General features: G+C 68.3%; 12 protein-coding genes. 8 read left to right on the top strand and 4 right to left on the bottom strand.

The features are described 5' to 3' along the window. Nucleotides 1-10: 10 nt before the first annotated feature. Nucleotides 11-1,375, top strand: a complete 1,365-nt coding sequence (locus tag CLD20_RS16200) for a biotin carboxylase N-terminal domain-containing protein (RefSeq protein WP_224407704.1) — start codon at nucleotides 11-13, stop codon at nucleotides 1,373-1,375. Nucleotides 1,376-1,382: 7 nt separating this feature from the next. Here the strand turns inward: CLD20_RS16200 and CLD20_RS16205 are convergent, their stop codons facing one another. Further along, nucleotides 1,383-2,108: a TetR/AcrR family transcriptional regulator gene (locus tag CLD20_RS16205; protein ID WP_224407705.1), complete on the bottom strand. Its 726-nt coding sequence runs from the start codon at nucleotides 2,106-2,108 to the stop codon at nucleotides 1,383-1,385. 141 nt (nucleotides 2,109-2,249) lie between these two features. After that, the gene (locus tag CLD20_RS16210; RefSeq protein WP_224407706.1) at nucleotides 2,250-3,626 is read right to left on the bottom strand and encodes an MmgE/PrpD family protein; all 1,377 of its coding nucleotides are present in this window, start codon (nucleotides 3,624-3,626) and stop codon (nucleotides 2,250-2,252) included. Between the two features lie 337 nt (nucleotides 3,627-3,963). Between CLD20_RS16210 and CLD20_RS16215 the strand changes: the two genes are divergently transcribed. From CLD20_RS16215 to CLD20_RS16240, 6 genes are all read left to right on the top strand, one after another. Next, nucleotides 3,964-4,458: a MaoC family dehydratase gene (locus tag CLD20_RS16215; protein ID WP_224407707.1), complete on the top strand. Its 495-nt coding sequence runs from the start codon at nucleotides 3,964-3,966 to the stop codon at nucleotides 4,456-4,458. A 2-nt stretch (nucleotides 4,459-4,460) separates the two neighbouring features. Continuing rightward, on the top strand, nucleotides 4,461-5,624 hold the full coding sequence (locus CLD20_RS16220) for an acyl-CoA dehydrogenase family protein (protein WP_224407708.1): 1,164 nt from the start codon (nucleotides 4,461-4,463) through the stop codon (nucleotides 5,622-5,624). Next, entirely contained in the window at nucleotides 5,621-6,097 is a 477-nt protein-coding gene (locus CLD20_RS16225) for a MaoC family dehydratase (RefSeq protein WP_224407709.1), read from the top strand. Before CLD20_RS16220 ends, CLD20_RS16225 begins: the two co-directional genes overlap by 4 nt. After that, nucleotides 6,094-7,314: a CaiB/BaiF CoA-transferase family protein gene (locus CLD20_RS16230; RefSeq protein WP_224407710.1), complete on the top strand. Its 1,221-nt coding sequence runs from the start codon at nucleotides 6,094-6,096 to the stop codon at nucleotides 7,312-7,314. Before CLD20_RS16225 ends, CLD20_RS16230 begins: the two co-directional genes overlap by 4 nt. A 16-nt stretch (nucleotides 7,315-7,330) precedes the next feature. After that, the gene (locus CLD20_RS16235) at nucleotides 7,331-8,242 is read left to right on the top strand and encodes a CoA ester lyase (protein ID WP_224407711.1); all 912 of its coding nucleotides are present in this window, start codon (nucleotides 7,331-7,333) and stop codon (nucleotides 8,240-8,242) included. Nucleotides 8,243-8,349: 107 nt separating this feature from the next. Next, on the top strand, nucleotides 8,350-8,811 hold the full coding sequence (locus tag CLD20_RS16240) for a MaoC family dehydratase (protein ID WP_224407712.1): 462 nt from the start codon (nucleotides 8,350-8,352) through the stop codon (nucleotides 8,809-8,811). A 28-nt stretch (nucleotides 8,812-8,839) separates the two neighbouring features. On the opposite strand, the gene CLD20_RS16245 is transcribed toward CLD20_RS16240, so the two are convergent. Together CLD20_RS16245 and CLD20_RS16250 are read right to left on the bottom strand one after the other, a co-directional pair. Beyond that, on the bottom strand, nucleotides 8,840-13,297 hold the full coding sequence (locus CLD20_RS16245; protein ID WP_224407713.1) for a CHAT domain-containing protein: 4,458 nt from the start codon (nucleotides 13,295-13,297) through the stop codon (nucleotides 8,840-8,842). 40 nt (nucleotides 13,298-13,337) lie between these two features. Then, entirely contained in the window at nucleotides 13,338-15,431 is a 2,094-nt protein-coding gene (locus CLD20_RS16250; RefSeq protein WP_224407714.1) for a caspase family protein, read from the bottom strand. Nucleotides 15,432-15,658: 227 nt separating this feature from the next. Between CLD20_RS16250 and CLD20_RS16255 the strand changes: the two genes are divergently transcribed. Continuing rightward, nucleotides 15,659-17,428, top strand: coding sequence for an alpha/beta hydrolase (locus tag CLD20_RS16255; protein WP_224407715.1), 1,770 nt, complete (start codon nucleotides 15,659-15,661; stop codon nucleotides 17,426-17,428). The last annotated feature ends 5 nt before the right edge of the window (nucleotides 17,429-17,433 follow it).

Below are 17,433 nucleotides of genomic sequence, written 5' to 3' on the forward strand. Positions count from 1 at the left end.
AGGTCCTGCCGTGAAAAAGATCCTGATTGCCAATCGCGGCGAGATCGCCTGCCGGATCATTCGCTCGGCCCGGGCGATGGGCATCGCCACGGTTGCCGTCTATTCCGAGGCGGACGCCTCCGCTCTGCATGTGGAAATGGCCGACGAGGCCTACGCGATCGGCCCGGCGCGGGCGGCCGAAAGCTATCTCGTCATCGCCGGGCTCCTCGATGCGGCGCGCGAAAGCGGCGCCGACGCGGTGCATCCGGGCTATGGCTTTCTCGCCGAGAGCGCGGATTTCGCCGAGGCGGTGGCCGAGGCTGGGCTTATATGGATCGGTCCGGACGCGGCATGCATCCGCGCCATGGGCGACAAGCAGCGTGCCCGCAGCATCGCCGTTGAGGCTGGTGTCCCGGTTCTGCCCGGCAGCCGGCGCTTCACCCGTGCCGCCCCCGAGGGGCTGAAAGAAGCCGCCGAGGAGATCGGCTACCCGCTCCTCATCAAGGCGGCGGGCGGCGGCGGCGGCATCGGCATGCAGCGCGTCGATAGTCCTGACGAGCTGGTGCGCAAGGCCGCCTCCACCCAGACCATGGCGGAGAAGGTCTTCGGCGACGATGCCATCTACCTGGAGCGTCTGGTGGAAAGCCCGCGCCATGTCGAGGTTCAGGTGTTCGGCTTCGGCGATGGCGGCGGCGTGCATCTTTTCGACCGGGACTGCTCGGTGCAGCGGCGCTACCAGAAGATCATAGAGGAGGCGCCGGCCCCTAATGTCCCCGAGGCGGTGCGGCAGCGCATGTACGAGGCTGCGCTCGCCCTGGTACGCCAGGTTCGCTACCGCAGTCTCGGAACGGTGGAATTTCTCTACGACCAGGAAAACCAGGCGCCGTATTTCCTGGAGATGAATACGCGCATCCAGGTGGAGCATCCGGTGACGGAAATGATCACCGGCAAGGATCTCGTCGCCTGGCAGATCGAGGAGGCGCGGGGCGAGGGGCCGCGCCCGGCACAGGCGGAAATCCAACGCAACGGCGTCGCCATCGAGGCGAGGCTCTACGCGGAGCGGCCGGAAAAGAACTTCATGCCCTCACCGGGAAGGATCGAGCGCCTGGAGATTCCCGAAGCCGAGCATCTGCGCGTCGATTGCGGCATGCGGAGCGGCGATACCATGACTCCCTATTACGATCCGATGGTGGCCAAGATCGCGGTGTGGGGGGAGGACCGCTCCAGCGCGCTCGAGCGCCTGAACGGCGTGCTCCGCCAGACGGTGGTGGAGGGCATCCATTCCAATCGCGAGTTTCTCGCCGGCATCTGCCGGAACGCGAACTTCCGCGCCGGACGCTTCTCCACCCGTTTCGTGGAGGATCTGCGCGCCGAGAGCCTGAAGGCCGCCGTCTGAGAAGCCCTCAGGACGCGGCGCTCGCCTTCTTGCGTGCGGTGCGTCGTGGCCGGCGGGCGACGGGCGGTTCGGGCGGATTGTCCAGCAGCGTCATCATCCGCTCGACCATGGGATGGGCGGCAGCGACGAGATCGCGCGGGCGGCGATAGAGCAGCCACGTGATGATGAGCTGCGAGATGGCGCCGATCAGGATCGTCGCCGTCTGGTATGGGCTCGGATCCTCCGGCCATTCCCCGCGTTCTGCGCCTTCGCGGATCAACGCCACGACGATACGGCCGTAATCGTCGAGGATGGCGCGCACGCGCGATTCCCGCACGAGCACGCTCGGCCATATCTCCAGATAGAGCACCTGCGCCCAGTCCGGGTTGCGGCGCGCGAAGTCGGTGGTGAGCCAGAGAAAATGGGCGAGCCTTTCGCGCGAGGTTTCCATTTCCCGTGCCTGACGGGAGAATTCCTGGAAAAACTCGCTCTGCCGGGCGATCGGCACGGCATAGGCGAGCTCGGCCTTGCCTTTGAAGTAGTCGTAGAGCGAGGGCAGGGGGACGCCGGCCTCGGCGGCGATGTCGGCGACGCGCGCCTTCACCAGGCCGTCGCGCGCGAAGACGCGCACCGCGGCATCGAGGATCTCGGCGCTGCGCTGGCGGCTGCGATCCTGTTTCAGAACCCGCTCTTCGTCGTGCTGACGTGTGGCAGCCTCCTCGATCAGGTGCTCCCAGGGCTGCATCTCACTCATGATAATCCTCGAAGATCTCTCGGCTCTGACATCGCATCACGGCATGTGAGGCGATCCGGGGGAGGATGGCCACCCCTGCGAAAGGCGAGCGCTGACGGCATATGCCAGGCCGCCGGAAACGCCCGGTCAATCCCACCGAACTCATGGATTTGGGGAACATGCGAGGTCGCGCGCATTCTCCAGATCCGCCAGTGAGGAGAGCTTTTTCCATAGCTCGCCAGCGAACGCAAAGTCTGTTGCGTCGCAGCAGTCATCGAATTTTTCTCGGGCTGCCTTCGGCTCGAGAGGCCGCTGCGCATGCCCGCTCGCGAAGCGGATCTCCCCGCTGTCGAGGGTGCGCCCGTCGCGCAACCGGATCCAGGCGCGGTCGGCGTAGGAGAAGGCCGGTTCGACCGGGCACTGGGTGTTGGCGATTCGGACCTCGACCCGCCGCATGACATCCTGCACCTCCGCTCTGGCGACGAAGCTGTCGGTCAGCTCGCGCAGTGAAACATTCCGTGCGATCAGACAGGAGGCAACGGCAAATTGTAAGCTGAATTTTGCTTCAAGCGCGGTTTGCGGCTGGCCGTTGCGCAGGATCGCCGCCTGCGTCGGGCCGATTTCGGCGGTGACCCGCTCCACCGCCGAGGCGTCGAGGTCGTTGTCGCGGATCATCTCCAGCATGACGTCGATGACGCGATGGGTGGCGTAGCAGATCGGATATTTCTTGAAGGAGAGCCCTCCCTCCAGGATGGCGAGCTCCTTGCCGAAGCTTGCCGGCACCGGGCCGAGATCGACCTCTCCTTTCGGCGAAAGCGCGGCCAGAAGGCCCGCCGGGTGCTCCAGCGCATCCTCTGCCGCCGTCAGGCCGCCGATCGCCAGCCGCGTGGCGGTGACGGCCGAGGAGGCGGCGTGGCCGGCGTGGACCGGCTTCGTCATGGTGCCGAAATTGGCCGCGATGCCGCTTGCAAGGCTTGCCGCGATCGCAACCGCATTCGCCGCGACCTTCTCGTCGCAGCCGTTCAGTGCCGCGACCGCCGCCGTCGCACCGATCATCCCGAGCGTCGAGGTCGGGTGCCAGCCTTTCTGGTGATAGGGCGCGGGATCGCGCCGCGACAGCTCGGCCCAGGCCTCGTAGCCGACCAGATAGGCGCGGATGAGCGCTGCTCCCGAACAGCCGAGACGCTCGCCCTCGGCCAGAAGGGGAGGGACGAGGACGGTGCTTGGATGGGCGATCAGACCGACATCGTCATAGTCGAGCGCATGGGCGGCCGCCCCGTTGATCAGGGCGGCGGCCTGGGAGGAGGCGCGCGCGCCGGTGAAGAGCACGCTCGCTGTGCCGTTGTCCCCCTCGCGCTCCAGTTCCAGCGCCTTGACGATGTCGACCAGCGGCTCGTTGCGGCCCGCCAGGATGCAGGCGACGAGATCGGTGAAGCCGGCGGAAACGGTTTTCGAGGCGGCATCGGGGATCGGCTCGTCGAAGCCGTGCGCCGCCAGTCGGCCGATAGCTCTGGTCAGGTTCAGGGGAGCTGGGGTCATTGTCGTGAAACTCGATAAATAAGCGAGAAAAAGAGCGGAATGGTTCATCCATGCGAGTCTCGCAGGCGAAATGACAGTGACCCTTGGCGGCACGACTTGCAAGGAAAAGTAGCTGTTTCGCCAGAGGTGGCATGGGTGCGCACGGAGCTCCGATCGCCGGCGGTGTAGATGTGCGTTCAATCGAAAACCGAAAAATATTCGACAAATATCTTGACCGGTTCGAGGCCGACTTTTAGGTTTTGCAGCGAGGAAACGAACGAGTGAGTGAGGCCGGTGGCAGGATATTTCCGCCCCCAGAAGGGTGCCCCCGGGCACGCCGCGGCGAAGGCCGCCGCGCATGTCTGATTTCCGCGAGCGCGCCGTGCTCTGGCCGAAGGGGCGCTTCTTCGAGGATTTCGAGCCGGGCGACCGCTTTGAGCACCATTGGGGCCGCACCATCAACGAGGGCGACAACGCGCTCTTCACCGCGACGACGCTGCATTTCAACCCGCGCTACTTCAACGCCGAATACGCCCGTGCCGAAGGCCATCCGGGCGTCGTCGCATGTCCGATGCTCGTCTTCGCCATCGTCTTCGGGCTTTCGGTGGAGGACCTGTCCGAGAGCGGCGGCGCCTTCCTCGGCGTCGAGGACCTGACTTTCCAGCGGCCGGTCTATCCGGGCGAAACGCTCACTGCCCGCTCGGTCGTGCTGGAGCGGCGTCCCTCGTCCTCGCGGCCGGAGCTCGGCATCGTCAGCTGGCGCACCGAGGGCTTCAATCAGAATGCCGAGCGCGTGATCGAATTCACCCGAACGAACCTGGTGGGTCGTCGCGCGGCGGGGGAGGAGAAATAAGCATGGACATGATGACAGACCAGCGCCGGATGATCCGCGAAACGGCGCGCGATTTTGCCCGGCGGGAGATCCTGCCGGTCGCCAAGAAGCTCGATCCCATCGAAGGCGACATTCCGATGGAGCTGCGCGAGAAGATCGCCGAACTCGGCTTCTTCGGGATCATCGTGCCGGAGGAATACGGCGGCATGGGCCTTGGCTCCTACGAGCATTGCATGGTGACGGAAGAATTCGCCCGCGCCTGGATGTCGGTGGGTTCCATCATCGCCCATGGCAGCGCCATGGCCTGCTCGGTCGGGCTCAACGACGAGCAGAAGCAATACTACCTGCCGCGCATTGCCCGCGGAGAGCTGATCGGGGCCGGCTCCTTCTCCGAGCCCGGCGTCGGCTCCGACCTCGCCAGCCTCCAGTGCCGCGCCGAGAAGGACGGCGACAGCTGGGTCATCACCGGCAACAAATACTGGTGCACCTTCGCCGATGGAGCCGATTTCATCATCCTCCTTGCCCGCACCTCCAAGGATCCCGACCCGACGAAGAAGCATCGCGGCATCTCGGCCTTCCTCATCGACAAGGAGCGCGGCAAGCTGCCGGAAGGCTGCAGCGGCAACCCGATCCCGAAGATCGGTTATTTCGGCTGGAAGACCTGGGAGCTGTCCTTCGACGGCACGCGTGTGCCGGCCCACAAGATGATCGGCGAGCCGGGGGAGGGCTTCTACCGCATCCTGCACGGCATGGAGCGCCTGCGTGCCCAGACGGCCGCCCGCGCCATCGGCGTCGCCCGCGGCGCGCTCGAGGACGCCACCGAATACATGCACGAGCGCAAGCAGTTCGGCCATCCTCTGGCCGATTTCCAGGCCCTGCGCTTCAAGCTCGCCGAGATGGCGGTCAATCTGGAGGCCGCCCGCCAGCTCGTCTATTCGGTATGCGAGAAGATCGACGCCAATGTGCGTGCCGATCTGGAATCCTCGATGGCGAAGTATTTCGCTTCCGAGATGGCCGAGCGCGTCACCAGCGAGGCCCTCCAGATCCACGGCGGTGCCGGCTACACCAAGCTGCACTCCGTCGAGCGATATTGGCGCGACGCGCGCCTCACCAAGATCTTCGAGGGCACCTCGGAGATCCAGCTGCGCGTCATCTCCGATCATCTCCTCGGAAAGTCGGCGTCGTGAACCACCGCGCGCTCACGGGCAGCGACAACTATTTCGAGGATTTCACACCCGGAATGGTTGTCCGCCACGCCCGCGGCAAGACCGTGGAAGCGGCCGAGCACGTGCTCTTGACCAACCTCGTCATGAACACCGCGCACGGCCATTTCAACGAACACGCCATGCAGGGCGGGCTCTTCGGCCAGCGCATGGCGTTCGGCGGCTACACCGCCTCGCTCGTCATCGGCCTCGCTTCGCAGGACACGGCGGAAAATGCCGTCGAGGAGCTCGGCCTCGACGGCATCCGTTTCCCGACGCCCGTTTTCGCCGGCGATACGCTCTATGCCTATACCGAGGTGCTGGAGACGGGCGCCGCCGGGCGCGAGGATGCGGGCGTCGTCACCTTCCGGCACTGGGGCGTGAACCAGGACGATAAGATCGTCTTTGAGGGCAGGCGCCGCGCCCTCATCAAGAGGCGTCCGCAGAGCCGGCCATGACGACCCCCACGGGACCTCTTGCCGGCGTGCGCATCGTCGACCTGACGCAGATGCTCGCGGGCCCGTTTTGCACCATGCTCCTCGCAGATCAGGGGGCGGAGATCATCAAGATCGAGCCGATCGGCGGCGAATACATCCGTTTCGGCGCGCCGTTCCGCCCCGACGACACGATGCGCGTCTTCACCGGCTATTTCGCCAGCATCAACCGCAACAAGAAGAGCATCGCCATCGACCTGAAGAAGCCGGAGGGCCGCGAGCTGGTGCTGCGGCTTTGCCGCGAGGCCGATGCCCTGGTGGAGAATTACCGCGTCGGCGTCATGGACCGGCTTGGGCTTTCCTACGAGACGCTGCGTGAGGTCAATCCGCGCCTCGTCTACGCCTCCATACGCGGCTTCGGCGATCCGAGAACGGGCCGCAGCCCGCATGTCGAATGGACGGCCTACGACGTCGTGGCGCAGGCCATGGGCGGAGTCATGGGCATCAACGGCGCCGAGGCCGGCCGCCCCCTGAAGGTCGGGCCCGGCATCGGCGATACGGTTCCCGGCACGATGGCGGCCTTCGGCGTCGTCTGCGCCATCCTGCAGGCGCGCCAGAGCGGCAAGGGCCAGTATGTCGACGTCGCCATGGTCGATGCCATCCTGTCGGTCTGCGAGCGCATTGTCGCGCAATACTCCGTCACCGGCGTGGTGCCGCGGCCGGAAGGCAACCGCCATCCGATGTTCGCCCCCTTCGGCATGCTGCCGGCGAAGGATGGCTGGATCACCGTCGCCGGCCACACCGACCGGCTCTGGGGCATCCTGTGCACGCAGCTGGACCGGCCCGAGCTCATCACCGATCCGCGCAGCGCCACGCGCGAGGCGAGGGTGGAGAACCAGGCCTTCGTCTACGACGAGATCGGCCGCACGACAGGCGCCATGACCAAGCACGAGCTTGCCGCGCGCCTCGGCGGCAGGCTGCCCTTCGGCACGGTCAACGACGTCGAAGACATCCTGGACGACGATCATTTCCGCACGCGCGAGATGATCGTCGATGTCGAGCATCCGGGCTGCGCCGCGCCGCTGCAGATCGCCGGCAATGCCATCCGCATGACGGAGACGCCGGGTGGCGTGCGAAGCCGCGCGCCCATGCTCGGCGAGCACACCGACGACATCCTGGCCGGCATCGGCTGCTCGCCGGAAGAGATCGCGGCGCTGCGCCAGGGCCAGACCGTCGAATAGATGAACGGGAGATGAGATGACCTATCAGCGTCCGCGCCGGTTGCGCCGCGTGCAGCTGGCCACCCCGGCCAGCAGCGAGAAGATGATGGCCAAGGCCGCCACCAGCGCCGCCGACCATGTCTTCCTGGACCTTGAGGATGCCGTGGCGCCGAGCGCCAAGGCGAAGGCGCGCGGAATGGCCGTCGAGGCCCTGCGCAACCTCGACTGGGGCACGAAGACGCGATGCGTGCGCATCAACGACCTGACGACCAGATACGCCTATGAGGACATCATCGAGGTGGTGACGGGGGCGCGCGAGCATCTCGACACGATCATGATCCCGAAGGTCATCACCGCCTGCGACGTGCGCTTCGTGGCGACGCTCCTCAACCAGATCGAGATGAATATCGGCCTGGAGAAGAAGATCGGCATCGAGCTCCTGATCGAGGAAGCGGCGGGGCTGCAGAACGTCGTGGAGATCTGCCAGTCCGATCCGCGGCTGGAATGCGTGATCTTCGGGCTCGGCGACTATTCGGCGAGCCAGGGCGTCGGCATCCGCTCCGGGGGCGACCACGATTACCCGGGTGACCTCTGGCACTATCCGCGTTTCAAGCTCGCCATGGCTGCGCGTGCCGCGGGCATCGATCCGGTCGATGGGCCCTACGGCAATTATGGCAACGAGGCGGTCTACCGCGAGGAAGCGCGGCGGGCGGCCATCATCGGTTGCGTCGGCAAATGGGCGATCCATCCCTCGCAGATCCAGCCCGCGCTCGACGTCTTCACGCCGGCGCAGGAGGATGTCGATTTCGCCCGCAAGATGGCGCGCGAATACGCCAGGGCCGAAGCGGAGGGTCTCGGCGCCGTCAGCGTCGACGGCGTCATGGTGGACGTCGCCACGGTTCGCATGCTGCAGAACACGCTCGACAAGGCCGAACTGATCGGGATGTAGGCCGGAGGACGGCCGCAGACCGCTCCCGCCCGCCTCGCGCCGCAACCCGGCCCCAAGACCCAGACCCCAGACCCAGACCCAGACCCAGACCCAGACAAGGATGAGTCATGCCCGCCCGGACGATTGAAAGCCTCGCCGATTTCGCCGCGCTCGTCGGCGAGGAGGTCGCTGTGAGCGACTGGTTCGAGGTGAGCCAGGAGCGCATCGACCTGTTCGCCCGCGCTACCGAGGATTTTCAGTGGATCCATGTCGATCCGAAGCGCGCAGCGGCGGACTCGCCCTATGGCGGCACCATCGCGCACGGCTTCATGACGCTTTCCCTGCTCGCACCGCTCTTCGAGGATGCGGTGAAGATCGAGGAGGAAGGCATGGGCATCAATTACGGCCTGAACCGGGTGCGCTTCACCGCGCCCGTTCCCTCCGGCGCGCGCGTGCGCGGCCGCTTCAAGCTGACGGAGGCGCGTGACCTCGCGCCCGGCGTTCAGCTCGCCTGGGACGTGACGGTCGAGGTGGAGGGCGGCGAGCGCCCGGCCTGCGTCGTCGAGTGGATCACCCGCCGCTACCCTTGAGGATCGAGCCGGCAAAAGCGGGCCGGTCTCAGAACGTACTGCCGCCTTCGCCGACGATGGTGAAGGGGGCCCAATAGGCCGGGTGGCGCTCGCGCGGTGAGGCGGCGGGATCGTCGAGAACGGAGAGCATCGCGCGCCGGAGGGCCTCGGCGCGGCCGATCGCTGGGTCGTCGCCCTGAGCGGCGAGGGCGGTCGTGGTGAGCCTCGCGGCGGCGTCGGAATAGACCGGCCAGGAGGAGACGAGAAGGCTGCGGGCGCCGGCATAGAAGAAGGCGCTGGCAAGGCCGGAGAGGCCTTCTTCGTCGCCTTCGTCGCGCCCGGCCGCCGTGTTGCAGGCCGAAAGGATCACCCAGTCGGCGCCGAGCTTCAGACCGGCGATCTCGCTCGCCGTGAGGAGCCCGTCATCGGTGAGGCTCGCGTGCTCGGGCGGCGTCAGGACGAGGGCGGCCTCGTGCTGGCCGACCTCGTCGCCGAGAAGCCCGTGCGTGGCGAAGGAGACGGTGCGGAAGCGGGCGAGCGCGCCCGCCTCGCTCATTGTCTTGAGGCGCGTCTCGGTCGCCTCGCGTCCAAGCAGCAGCTCGGCCTGGCGGTTCTGGCCGAGGCGGTCGGCGATCGTCTGAAGCTCGCAGCGCGTGTCGGGAAGGGCGGCGAGACGGCGCAGCCGGTCGGGATCGGCGAGGCCGCTCGGGCCAGACGAGCCGAGCGACCTTTCGTCGGGCGGGGCGGCCGAGCGGCGCTGCGCGAGATCGGTCGTGGCGCAGGCGACCGGCCCCTGCCGCCGCGCCCTGTCGCCGATGGCCGGATCGCCCACCCCGAGAAACGCGAGGCCGCCGGGATCAGGCCGCGCATCGGAGCCCCGCAGCGTGCGCAGGGTGGAGGCGGCCGGCAGCACGCTCACGGCATGTTCGCGGATGATCCAGTCGACCGCGTCGCTTTTGCCGGCGCCGGGGCGGACGAGAAGGTTGAGGGGCAGGCCGACGAGCGTCTGGTCCGGCACGACGAGCCAGTGCCGCTTGCTGGCGATCTCGGCCTCGACCGGCGCGAAGGTCGCCTGATAGACGCGCTCCGCGAGTGCGGTGTCGAAGGCGGGCACGCCGGAAGGGGCGGCATCGGCCTCGGCGGCGACGTTCATGCTGCCGCGCGAGGCGACGGCGATCGGCTCCCGGCCGCAGCCTCTGTCGGTCAGCGCCGCCGCGCAGCGGAGCGCATGGACGGCTTCGCCGAGCTCCGCATCGACGGCGATGGGCTTCGCCACGACGCTCTCGCTGGTGACGGCGACGACGACGCTGCCGGTGGTGCCGGGAAGGGCGCGGCTCAGATCGGAGGTGGCGAAGAGGATGAGCGCCTCGTCGGGGCCGAGAAGCGCCTGCGCCTCGCCGAGCGAAAGCGGCGCGGGCTCCGAAAGGGCGGCATAGCGGGGGAAGCGCTCGGCGATCGCGCGCCTGAGGTCGGCGCTCTCCGCTTCGAGATCGGCGATTTCCTGGCGCAGGCGGGCGCGCCGGTTTGCTCCTTCCTCGGCGGCGGCTTCCTCGGCGGCGGGGCCCGTTGCGGCGAAGCTCGCGGCGAGCTCTCCGCGCGCGGCGCCGAGCGCGGCGAGCGCATCCTGGTAGCGGCGGACGGCGTCGGCGAGGGCGTCGTCGCCGGTCGTCTCCCGCGCGGCCCAGCGTGCGCCGGCCGCCACGACGGCGCGGGAGGCGGAGAGCTGCTTGATGCCCTGCGCCGCCGCGAAGGCTTCGGCGAGGAGCGCGGTTCGTTCGGCATCGTCGTTGCCCTCACTGGCATTCTCGGCGGCGCGCATGGCGGCATAGACATGGAACGGCAGATGCGAGGTGCTGCCCGGCAGGTCGCGCCGGTCCGGTGCCGAGAGAAGCGCGGTGGCCTGGCGGAGATCCGCCAGCGCCTCGGCATAGGACGGCTTCTCTGCCGTCTCGCGCGCGCCTTCGTCGCGCACCAGTTCCAGGACCCCGTTGAGCGCGAGAAGCGAGCCATAGGTGAAGCCGTCCTCACCACCATCCTTCGCTTCGTCGCCGAAGGCCTGCAGCGCCTCCTGGATCGCCTGATCCGCTTCGTCGAGGCGGTCGAGCCGGATGAGAAGCGCGGCCATGGAAGCGAGATCCTGCGCGAGCTCCGGATGCTCGGCCGGCAGCGTTGCGCGGTCGAGCGCCACCACGCGGCGCTGCAGCTCAAGCGCTTCCTCGCGCCGGTTGAGGAAGCCGAGCGTCGTCGCGAGATTGCTCATCTGCGCCATGCGGCGGGGATCGTTTTCCGGCGCCTGCGCGGTGGAGATGGCGAGGGCGCGCCGCAGCAGGCCTTCGGCCTCGGCGTAGCGCTTCTGCTCGACGCGCAGAGAGGCGACGTTGCCGAGGATGCGGGAAAATTCGAGGTCGGCGACGCCGCGCGCTTCTTCCGCTTGCAGGACGCGTGCGAAGAGCGCGTCGGCCTCCTCGAGCCGGCCGAGTTCCCGGGAGAGCGAGGCGAGATCGCCGAGCGCGTCGATCGCGGCGGGCTCGCCGACGCCCATCGCCTCTTCGAGGTTCGCCTGCGCGCTCTCCACGAGCCGCAGGGCTTCCTCCGTGGCGGCCGTCGAGCCGAGCTTGCGCAGAGCGCTGGCGCGATTGATGCGCAAGGTCGCGATCTGCAGCGCGTCCCCGCCGTCATAGGCGGCGAGCGCGGTTTTGAGGATTTCGGCCGCCTCCTCGGGGCGACCGAGCTCGGTGAGCGCGACGGCGACGTTGTTGCGCGAGGCCGCGACTTCACGGTCGCCGGGCGGCAGAATTTCCTGCTTGGCCTCGGCGACTTTCCGCAGGAGGGGCAGCACCGCTTCGACCTCGCCCGGGGATTGGGGACGGGACTGGCGGATGAGGAGGAGCCGCTCGATGTCGGCGAGCGTGGCGAGCGCGGCCTCCGGCGGCAGGTCGGCGCGATCCGCGATGATGCTGTCGAGGAGAGGTTCGAGCTCCGCCTCGTCGACCTTGCGGCCGAGACCGGCCGACAGGGCGTCGAGCGTGGTGGTGCGCGCCTCCTCGGTGCGCCCGGTTGTCCACAGCACCTTGGCGAGATTGCCGAGGGTCTTGGCGCGGTCGCGGATGGATTGCTCGGGGTTGGTCTGGTCCGGGACGGTCGCCTCTTGAAGCGCGGCGAGGGCCTGCCGATAGCGCTCCTCGGCGTCGCCGTAGCGGCCCATGCGGTCGTAGACACGGCCGAGATCGTTCAGGATCTCGGCGTGCTGGCGCGGCGCCGACGGCGCGCTGTCCGCATGCGCCTGCAGCGCGCCGCGGAGCAGCCTCTCGGCGGCGGCAAGGTCGTTCGTCTCGATCTTCAGACGGCCGAGCCGCGCCCGCAGCAGGGGATCGGGATGGCCCTCTGCCTCCGCCTTGGCGAGCGCGTCGCGGAGATAGGGCTCGGCCTCCCTGTAGCGGCCCTGGGCGAAGAGGAGTTCGCCCGCCATGGTCCGGGCAAAATCGGCTGAACCGCCGCTTTCGGAGCCGCGGTCGAAAATCTCGACGGCCGCGCGGAAATGGGCGATCGCGTCGTCCGGGCGGCCGTCTCGGAAAGCGGCCATGCCGGCGCGGGTCATGGTCTCGGCGATTTCGGGATCGTCGGCCGGCAACAGCGCCTGCTGCAATCGAAGCGCATGGGCAAGGAGCGCGCCGGCCTCCGCCCAGCGCTCCGCCTCGCCGAGATCGGTCGCGATCTGCCGCGCCTGCAGCGCGACCGTCGGTCCGAGCGCGCGCAATTGCTCCACCGGCCGTTCGAAGAGCCGAAGCGACCATTCCTGCGCCTTGTCCAGTTCGCCTGCGTTGAAGTGGAGATTGGCGACGGCGAGCGCCTGGCCGACATAGGCCGGCTGCTCGGGCGAGACGTTCCGCAGCGCGGCATCCGCCTCCTCGACGCGGCCCTGGTTGGTGAGGAGGAGGACGAGATGCGCGCGCGCCGTCTCGAACGGTTCGCCGGTGGTACCGGCCGCCTCCCAGAGCGCGATGGCGCGGCGGGTGAGGGCCACGGCGTTCTCCGGCTGAGCGAGGACGGCGTAGTGAAAGAGCGTGTAGGCGACCTCGGGCGCGCGCGTGCCGAGCGCATTGGCGTCGATCTCCGCCAGCCGGTCGATGCGCGTTCCGAGCCTCGCCAGCCCCTCCTGGCCGAGGACGCGCAGGAGCGTCGTCACGTTGACGAAGGCCTGGATCGTGCGCGGATCGTCCGGCCCGTGGAGTTGTCGGCGCAGAAGAAGGGCGCGCTCGGCGACCTCCGTCGCGCGCGGAAAATCCTGAGCCACCGCGAGCGCGCCGATCAGATCGTCGAGTGCCTCGGCGAGGCTTTCGTCGTCGGCAGCGCCCGCGACGGCGCGCTCGGCCGTTGCCAGATCCGGCGGGGCGTCCTGCGCTCTTGCGAAATCATCCGGAGCGGGCCCGAAAATCGCCACGGCGAGGAGGAGGGCGAACGAGGCTCGCCTCCAGGCTTGGGCGTGCCGGTGCCGGGGAGGCCTCATCTCAGGTGGCCCCATGGTGTCGCCGGGAGCGAGAGATCGATCAAGGGCGGGCCGATCCCACATTGGGAGCCGGTGCGTCCTGCCCGAGGGCGACGCGACGCGGCAGGACTTTCCAGGACATCTCCTCGACCCAGACGCTTTCCGGCGTGAGCCCGCCGAAGGCGCCGCGGGTCCGGCCGGCCTTGCTGACGGACTCGATCAGGTCGGAGAAGGCGCGGTTGCCGGCGCTCCGCGTCGCGCCGCGCGTGCAGGTCTCGACCAGGCCTTCGAGGTTGATCTGATCGGCGTTCTGCTTCGCCTCCGAAACGAGCACGAAGAGGCGCTCGTCGCCTGCGGAATAGTCCGGACAGTCCGAGCAGAGCGTGAGTGGCTCGCCGAGCCGTGTCGGGCGGGCCGTGCCCTCGACCCGCTCGTGATGGGCCCAGACGCAGAAATGGGAATCGATGTAGATCCGATTGACGTCGCGCGAGCCGGAGACGGCGCCCTTGACGGCGATGTCGAGCCGGTCGCACTGCTTGAGGGGCGCGCCGCCCGCGAGCGGTCGCGGCTCGGCGTAATTGCGGCACTCCGAAGCGAGGTTTCGGGGCGGGCCTTCCGGCGACAGGGCGTCCCGGTCGCTCTCTTCGACATTGACCGAAATCTCGACCGGATTCTGGTTGAGCGGCGAGCCCGTTTCCGCGATCGCCGCCATCGTGGCGGCCAGACGCTCGGCCAGCGCGATGCGGGTGAGAATGGGCAGGAGATCGCCGTCCTCCGGCTTCCATGCAAGGCCGATCGGCTCTTCGCCGACGCTGATCGCCCGGCCGAACCAGAGCTGCCCCGTGTCCCGGCCGACCGCCACGTCGTAATCCGCCGAGCCGATCTCGATGCGGCCGGTGCCGCGGGCGTTGAAGCGTTCGACCGCGTCTTTCAGGGCGGCCTCCAGCTTTTCGTCCGCCGCGCCGGGAGCCGATCCGAGGTCGGTGATCGGCGACAGGCGCAGGACGCTGTCGATCGGCACGGCGACGACCCGCGCATAGCGGGCATCGGAGGGGAGTTCGCCGGCGCGTGGGCAGAGCGATCCGGGCTCGGCCTCGCAATCCTCGGCGACCGGGCGGACATAGGAGGAGAGCGGCTCGATCCCGTCGATCTGGGCGTAGCCGATCCCCTCGCCGGGCACCGTCGTCGCGTCGGGGACGAGCTCGAGCACCGTGCCTTCGCTGAGGCCATGGACACTGCCGGCCGAAAGGAGGTCGCGATCGATCTCGAACTGCCGAATCCCGACGCTGGCGCTGCCCCCAAGCACCGTCGCATCGATCAGCGTTCCTTCCCAGAACGGCGTCTGCAGCCGGGCGGCGCCCGGCACGCTCTCGTCGTTCATGTCCGCCATCACCGCCTGGAAGAGCTGGCGATAGCTGATGGCGCCGGCCTCGCGCAGGCGGGAGGCGAGTTTGGCCGTGAACAGGCCGAACCAGCTCGGCGCGCCGCTCGATCCTTCCGGCGCGAAATCGACCTCACGCGCCACTTCCGACGATTGCGCGGCATAGAACGCGACGAGGCCGCCTTCCGGCTCGTCCTCGCCCGTCACCTCCGCGGCGAGGTCGCCTTCGGCCGATGCGGGGCGTGCCGGCCGTGCCTCGATGCCGAGGAGGGCGGGATCGACATAGCGATCGCGGGTCGCCGTGGATGCGGCGCGCAGGCCCGTGCCGGAATGGCAGGAATCCATCACGAACCAGACGTCGGCGCCTTTGCGGCGAATGTCGTCGACCGCTTCGCCGATCTCGTCGTCGACGAGGGCGTTGGGGATGACGCCCGAGCCCGGCTCGGCCCGTTTCACATCGGCCGGCAGGAAGAGCTCGTCATAGCCATCCGCCTCGTCGCCGTTCTGGTCGGGCTGGCGGGTGCCGTGACCGCTCATATGGATGATGACGAGGTCGCCGGACGTCGCGCGGCTCTGAAGGTCTGCGAAGGCGCCGAGGATGGCTTCGCGCGTCGGGCGCGTTCCGCCCTCCACCTTGTCCGCCAGGATGGTGACATCGCGGATGTCGTGTGCGCCGAGCGCGTCGCGCAGCAGGCGCACGTCGTTCGGCGGGCCTTCGAGATCGGCAAGGCCTATGGCATCGTCGTAATTAGAGACGCCGACGAGGAGCGCCATCGTCGAGGCCCGGGCTTGGCCACCCGCCGCAAAGGCCAGTGAAATCGCGGCAAAAAGAACGGCGGCAAGACGCATCGTCGTGGACTTTGACTCAAAATATCCCTGCGTCAGGTTGGCACAGCTCTCCTTGTGCAGCAATCTGTCGGCCCCTTCAGCGGCCGTTGCTTGAGGCTGCGCCGGGGTGGAGGAAGGAACGTCGGGCCGTGTCGGCCCGCGGGGATGGCTTCATGGTTGATCGCACGATGCTCTCCGTCTTGACCGCTTCACGCGGCTTCGTCGCACTCGTTGCCCTGCTCTCCGTGCTCGCCTGCGGACAGATGGCGCGCGCGGAAACCAGCCCCTTGCTGGCAAGCGAAATACTGGCGCTGGCCACCACCGATCCGGCAGCCGCGCTCGCCCGGGTTGATGCGGAGATCGCCGAGGCCGCGGCCGAGACGCCGCCGGATATTGTGAGGCTGCGCGACCTTTACCGGCTGAAGGCGGATCTCCTCCATGCGCAGGGCCGCCTGGCGGAGGCCGCGCGCGTGCTCCTGGAGCTTGCGGGCAGTGCCCAGGCGGGCCAGGAGTCGTCAGGCGGCGATCCGATTGCCATTCTCCACGAGGCCGGCGAGCTTCTCGCAAGGGCAGGGGATCAGCGGGCCGCGGAGCGGGTCTACCGCGCGGCGCTGGAAGAGGAGGCGGAGGCCGGCATGCCCGTCGAAGTGCGCCGGCGCACGCTCGCCCGGCTGGCGGAGATCGCCGAGGAGCGCGGCGACAGCGAGGCCGCATCGGCCTACCGCCAGAACGCGGCCGAACTCGCCGAACGTCAGCCCGTGCCGACGCGCGGGGCGGGCGAGGAGGCGGAAGCCGAGAGCGTCGATATCTATTACGCGACCGACCGCGCGCCGACGCACGATCCCTATCCGGGGCGCTTTTACGGCCATGACCGGGGCAAGCTCGAATATGGCGTCGCGACGGTCACCATTCCCAGGAACCATGTTCCAGGCCGCATCGAGGCGCCGTCGATCCTCAGCTTCGAGGTGACGCCGTCGCCGGCGCGCCACATCATCCTTGTCTCCGTCAAGCCGATGGCCGGCGACGACGTCTTCGCCCGCATGCGCGCCCACCTTGAGAAAAGCGATACGGACGACGCCTTCGTCTTCGTCCATGGCTACAATGTCAGCTTCGAGGACGCGGCCAAGCGCACCGCGCAGCTCGCCTACGACATGGGCTTCAACGGCCTTCCGATCCTTTATTCCTGGCCTTCGCGCGCCTCGACCATCGCCTATATGGCCGACGCGGCCGTGGTGCGGTTCAGCGGGCGCCGGTTGTGGCATTTTCTGGAGGATGTGGTGGCGCGCTCCGGCGCCAAGCGGATCCATCTGATCGCCCATTCGATGGGCAACCGCGCCATGACCGACGCGCTGGAACTCATGGCCCTGAAAAGGGGAGGCGGGGATATGCCCGTCTTCGACCAGATCATCTTCGCCGCGCCCGATGTCGATGCCGGGCTCTTTGCCGAAATGGCGACGACGATCCGTCCGCTCGGCAGGCGCCTGACGCTCTACGCGTCCAACGAGGACTGGGCGCTCGCCGTCTCGCGCAAGCTGCACGGCGACGCCCCGCGCGCGGGGCAGGGCGGCGAGAACATCCTCGCCACGCCGGTGGTCGACAGCGTGGACATGTCGCTTCTGGGCGAGGACATGCTGAAGCACGGCTATTTCGCCGACGATTCCTCCGCGCTCGTCGATCTCGTCTCCCTGTTCTGGCAGAATCCGGACCCGGCGCAGCGTTGCGGGCTGGAGCTGCGCGAAAGCAGCGAGCAGAAGGTGCGGGTCTGGGATTACCAGCCGAGCGCCTGCGACGGCGCTACGGTCCTGCCGCTGGTCGCGCGCCTGCGTCACGCCAAGATTGGCACGGTCGAAGGGGTGAAGCGCACGGTCGCCACTCTTCTCCACGACCGTTCGCTCGCCGCCCGTATCGAGCCGCTCGTGGAAAGGCTCGTCTCAAAGCCGTGAGGCTT

The organism is Afifella sp. IM 167 (assembly GCF_020144925.1).
GTDB lineage: Bacteria > Pseudomonadota > Alphaproteobacteria > Rhizobiales > Afifellaceae > Afifella.

Coding starts and splice junctions, on each gene's coding strand:
- CLD20_RS16205 (WP_224407705.1), bottom strand. CDS start 2,108: ATGAGTGAGATGCAGCCCTGGGAGCACCTGATCGAGGAGGCTGCCACA.
- CLD20_RS16210 (WP_224407706.1), bottom strand. CDS start 3,626: ATGACCCCAGCTCCCCTGAACCTGACCAGAGCTATCGGCCGACTGGCG.
- CLD20_RS16215 (WP_224407707.1), top strand. CDS start 3,964: ATGTCTGATTTCCGCGAGCGCGCCGTGCTCTGGCCGAAGGGGCGCTTC.
- CLD20_RS16220 (WP_224407708.1), top strand. CDS start 4,461: ATGGACATGATGACAGACCAGCGCCGGATGATCCGCGAAACGGCGCGC.
- CLD20_RS16230 (WP_224407710.1), top strand. CDS start 6,094: ATGACGACCCCCACGGGACCTCTTGCCGGCGTGCGCATCGTCGACCTG.
- CLD20_RS16235 (WP_224407711.1), top strand. CDS start 7,331: ATGACCTATCAGCGTCCGCGCCGGTTGCGCCGCGTGCAGCTGGCCACC.
- CLD20_RS16240 (WP_224407712.1), top strand. CDS start 8,350: ATGCCCGCCCGGACGATTGAAAGCCTCGCCGATTTCGCCGCGCTCGTC.
- CLD20_RS16245 (WP_224407713.1), bottom strand. CDS start 13,297: ATGAGGCCTCCCCGGCACCGGCACGCCCAAGCCTGGAGGCGAGCCTCG.
- CLD20_RS16250 (WP_224407714.1), bottom strand. CDS start 15,431: ATGGCGCTCCTCGTCGGCGTCTCTAATTACGACGATGCCATAGGCCTT.
- CLD20_RS16255 (WP_224407715.1), top strand. CDS start 15,659: ATGGTTGATCGCACGATGCTCTCCGTCTTGACCGCTTCACGCGGCTTC.